Annotated in this window: 5 protein-coding genes; 1 reads left to right on the plus strand and 4 read right to left on the minus strand. The window is 76.9% G+C overall.

Going from position 1 to position 3307, the window contains the following annotated elements; genetic code table 11:
- The 3 genes from ACFUEL_RS37325 to ACFUEL_RS37335 form a co-directional block, all read right to left on the minus strand.
- Positions 1–131, minus strand: a 131-nt coding sequence (locus ACFUEL_RS37325) for a DUF3618 domain-containing protein (RefSeq protein WP_380242299.1), incomplete at its 3' end; no start/stop codon positions are given.
- On the minus strand, positions 107–592 hold the full coding sequence (locus ACFUEL_RS37330) for a phage holin family protein (protein ID WP_380242291.1): 486 nt from the start codon (positions 590–592) through the stop codon (positions 107–109). The genes ACFUEL_RS37325 and ACFUEL_RS37330, both read right to left, overlap by 25 nt.
- 3 nt (positions 593–595) lie before the next feature.
- A complete protein-coding gene (locus ACFUEL_RS37335; RefSeq protein ID WP_380242293.1) occupies positions 596–1531 on the minus strand; it encodes a hypothetical protein in 936 nt (311 codons plus the stop codon).
- 223 nt (positions 1532–1754) lie between these two features.
- Here ACFUEL_RS37335 and ACFUEL_RS37340 point away from each other — a divergent pair, with 223 nt between their 5' ends.
- Positions 1755–2729, plus strand: a complete 975-nt coding sequence (locus tag ACFUEL_RS37340) for an MBL fold metallo-hydrolase (RefSeq protein WP_380242295.1) — start codon at positions 1755–1757, stop codon at positions 2727–2729.
- An 8-nt stretch (positions 2730–2737) separates the two neighbouring features.
- Here ACFUEL_RS37340 and ACFUEL_RS37345 read toward each other — a convergent pair whose 3' ends face one another.
- The gene (locus ACFUEL_RS37345) at positions 2738–3169 is read right to left on the minus strand and encodes an SRPBCC domain-containing protein (protein WP_380242297.1); all 432 of its coding nucleotides are present in this window, start codon (positions 3167–3169) and stop codon (positions 2738–2740) included.
- Positions 3170–3307: the final 138 nt, after the last annotated feature.

Below are 3307 nucleotides of genomic sequence, written 5' to 3' on the forward strand. Positions count from 1 at the left end.
CGTGCGGCGTCGGCCCGGCGGTGCACCGCCCGGCCGGGGGAGATCCGGTCGGCGAGGCGGTCCACGTTGTGCGCCAGGTGCGCCCGGCGGGCCTCGACCTCGTTCCTCAGCTCATCGGGTGTCGCGCCCATGCGGCGTCCTCCTTCAGGGTCTGCACGGTCTGTTCGGGCTTGAGCCGGACGTCCTTCAGCCGCCTGCGCCCGGCGCTCCACAGCGCCGCCCCGGCCAGCGCCCACAGGGCGGAGACCACCAGCGCGGCCCACGCCGGGGGCATCAGCTCGGCCAGCGCGAAGACCACCGCCAGGCTGCCCAGGACGACCGCCATGTGCCCGGCGTACCCGGCCCCGGCGAGCATGCCGGAGGCTTTGCCCGCCTTGGCCGCCTCCTGCTTGATCTCGGCCTTCGCGAGTTCGATCTCGTCGCGCACCAGGCGGCTCAGGTCGCCGGTGATCTCGCTGATCAGGTCGCCCAGCGACTCGTGCCCGCCCCGCTCGGCGGAGCCGGGCGGCTGCTCCGGCGGGGGAGGGGTGCGGTCCGGGCCGTCCGTCGCGGGGCGCCCGGCGGCGCGGTGGTCGGTGAAGGGTGCGGGCACGGCTCACACCTCCCGGGCCGGCGGCTGCTGCCCCTGGCCGGGGAGCGGGCCCTGCAGTTGGCCGTGGCGCGGGTCCTCGGTGTAGCGCGGGTCCTCGGCGGGGCGCGGGTCCCCGACGGGGCCGGGCTCCGGCGAGTGGCCCGGGGCCTCGGGGAGGCGCGGGTTCGGCTGGTAGGCGGGGGCCCCGCCGTACGGGTCGGACGTGCCGGGGACCGCCGGGGGCACCGCAGGCGGGGCACTCACCGGAGCCGCCACGACGCCCGGCCGGTCCGGCCACGTCCCGTCCCGGTCGCTGCGGCCGTCGCGGCCGTCGCGGCCGTCGTAACCGTCGCGGTCGTCCCGGTCGCCGTAGCCGGTGTAGCCGTAGCCGTCGCGCCCGTCCCGGTCACCGCGCCCGTCGCGCCCGTCGTGCCCGGCCGGGCCGCCGGCCGCGGCGACGCCCTTGCCGGCCCGGCCGAGCGTGAACCCGGCCAGCGCCGCGCCCGCCAGGAACAGGCCGGGGCGGCGGCGCGCGAAGTCCTGCACGTCCTCCAGCAGCCCGTCCGGGCCGCGCCGCCGCACGTGGTCGGCCAGCCGCAGGCCGCCGTCGGCGAGCTGGGAGACCGCGGCGGCGGCCGTCGAGTCGGGCTTGCCGTGCGCGGCCATCTCCCGCAGTTCCTCCGCCAGTCGGCGGACGTTCTCGGCCAGCCGCTCGGTCTGCTCCCGGGCCTGGCCGCGCACCTGGCCGCGGGCCTCCTCGAGCAGGTCCCGGGCCTGCGCGAGCGCCTCCTGGGCGACCCGGGCGGCCTGCTCCTCGGCCGTCCCGGCGACCTCCCCGGCGTGGTCGGCCACCACGTGCGCGCCCCCGGTGACACCGTCCCGCACGCTCCGGGCGGCGGCACCCGCCGGGCCGGGGTCCTGCTCCGACTCCCAACTCGCCTGATTCGCGTAGTCGTTCAAGGCTGCTCCTCACTCCGCGGGTCGGATCCTCCGTGCCGCCCGACTGCCCCGTTCCGGGTGATATACGCAGATCTGTCCGGAGCCCGTCCGTATCCGGTGCCGGCCGCGGCGGCCGCCGCCCCGTCAACCCGCCTGCCCGCCAACGCCGGTGACGTACCGTCGGAATCCGCCCGAACCGGTCCGGAGCGGAACCGGCGGCACACGACCGACGTCCTGACGGAGCATGAACGACAACACCTTGGGACGACGCGGACTCCTCCGGACGGCGGTCGCGGGGGCCGCCCTCCTGCCGGTGGCCGCCGCCGCCACCCCGGCCGCCGCGGGCGAGCCGCAGCCCCAGCCCCAGTCGCAGCCCCAGCAGCCGCCGCAGGGCGGCGGCGAGACGGCGTTCACCTGGCTGGGCAACAGCGGGTGGCGGATCGAGGGCAACGGGCACACCGTGCTGTTCGACCCGTACCTCACCCGGTTCCCCACCCACGGGTTCGACCCCGCGACGCCGCTCACCGTGGCCACCGAGCTGGTCGACCGGCACATCGGGGAACCCGAGCTGGTGCTGGTCAGCCACAGCCACTGGGACCACTTCAACGACGTCCCGTACATCGCGAAGAGCCGCGGGGTGCGGGTGGTCGGCACCGCCACCACCTGCCACCTGCTGCAGGCGATGGGCGTGCCCGCGGCGCAGCTGGTCGTGGTGAAGGGCGGCGAGGTCCTCGACTTCGGCGGGTACACCGTGCGGGTGGTGGCCGCCCTGCACAGCCGCAACGCCAAGTACCGGTACTGGGCGCCCGGCACCCTCACCGCGCCGCCCGCGACGCCGCCCGGGACGATCGGCGAACTCGTCGAGGGCGACACCCTGGCCTTCCAGGTCCGGTTCGGCGACGGCCCCTCGACCCTGCTCACCGGCGCCAGCGACTTCGTCGAGCACACCTACGCCGGCCTGCGGCCCGACATCGCGATGATCGCCGTCGAGAGCACCGCCCGCACCACCCACCAGTACGTGCCGCGGCTGCTCCGCACGCTCGACTTCCCGCGCACCGTCGTCCCCGTGCACTGGGACGACTTCGAGTCACCGCTGGCCGAACCCGCCGTCCAGGACCCGGGGATGGACCTCGACGGCCTGCTCACCCAGGTACGGCAGCTCTCCCCGCGCACCCGGGTGATCCGCCCCGAGCACCTGGCCACCCTCCGGCTGCGGTAGCCCCGGCCTCAGCCCGAGGAGGCGCGGCGGGCGAGGTTGCCCAGCAGGCGGCGGTTGCGCAGGTGCAGGAGCAGCTCGGTCAGCGGGTTCTCCAGCCGGGCCCCGAGCCCGCGCAGCGGGTGCTCGTCGAGCAGCAGCAGGGTGTCCTCGCCCCACGGGACGAGCGAGAAGGCGATCCGGGCGGTGCCCAGCGGGTCCGCCGCGGCCTCCAGCTCGAGGCGGCGGACGGGCTCGCAGATCCGCACCACGCAGGTGTCCTCCAGCGCGGCGGGCCCCAGGCCGACCCGGAACCTGAGCCGGGCCCCGACCGCGGGCCAGTGCTCGTCCGCGTCCAGGACGTCCTGGGTGCCGACCACCCACCGCGCGTAGCTGCGGGCGTTCGCCAGGACGTCCCAGACCCGCTCGGGCGGGGAGGTGATCAGGCGTTGGCGCTGTGCCATGGGTTCCGTTCCCTTCGGGCGGGGCGGGTCAGCGGTGCGGCCCGCGCCGGGGGGTCGAGCCGCCCACCGGCAGGAAGCGGGCCGGGGAGCGACGGTGGGCGTTCAGCGCGGCGCGGGCGGCGTTGGCGCCGCACGCCC

Source organism: Kitasatospora sp. NPDC057198 (genome assembly GCF_042670125.1).
Lineage (GTDB): Bacteria > Actinomycetota > Actinomycetes > Streptomycetales > Streptomycetaceae > Kitasatospora.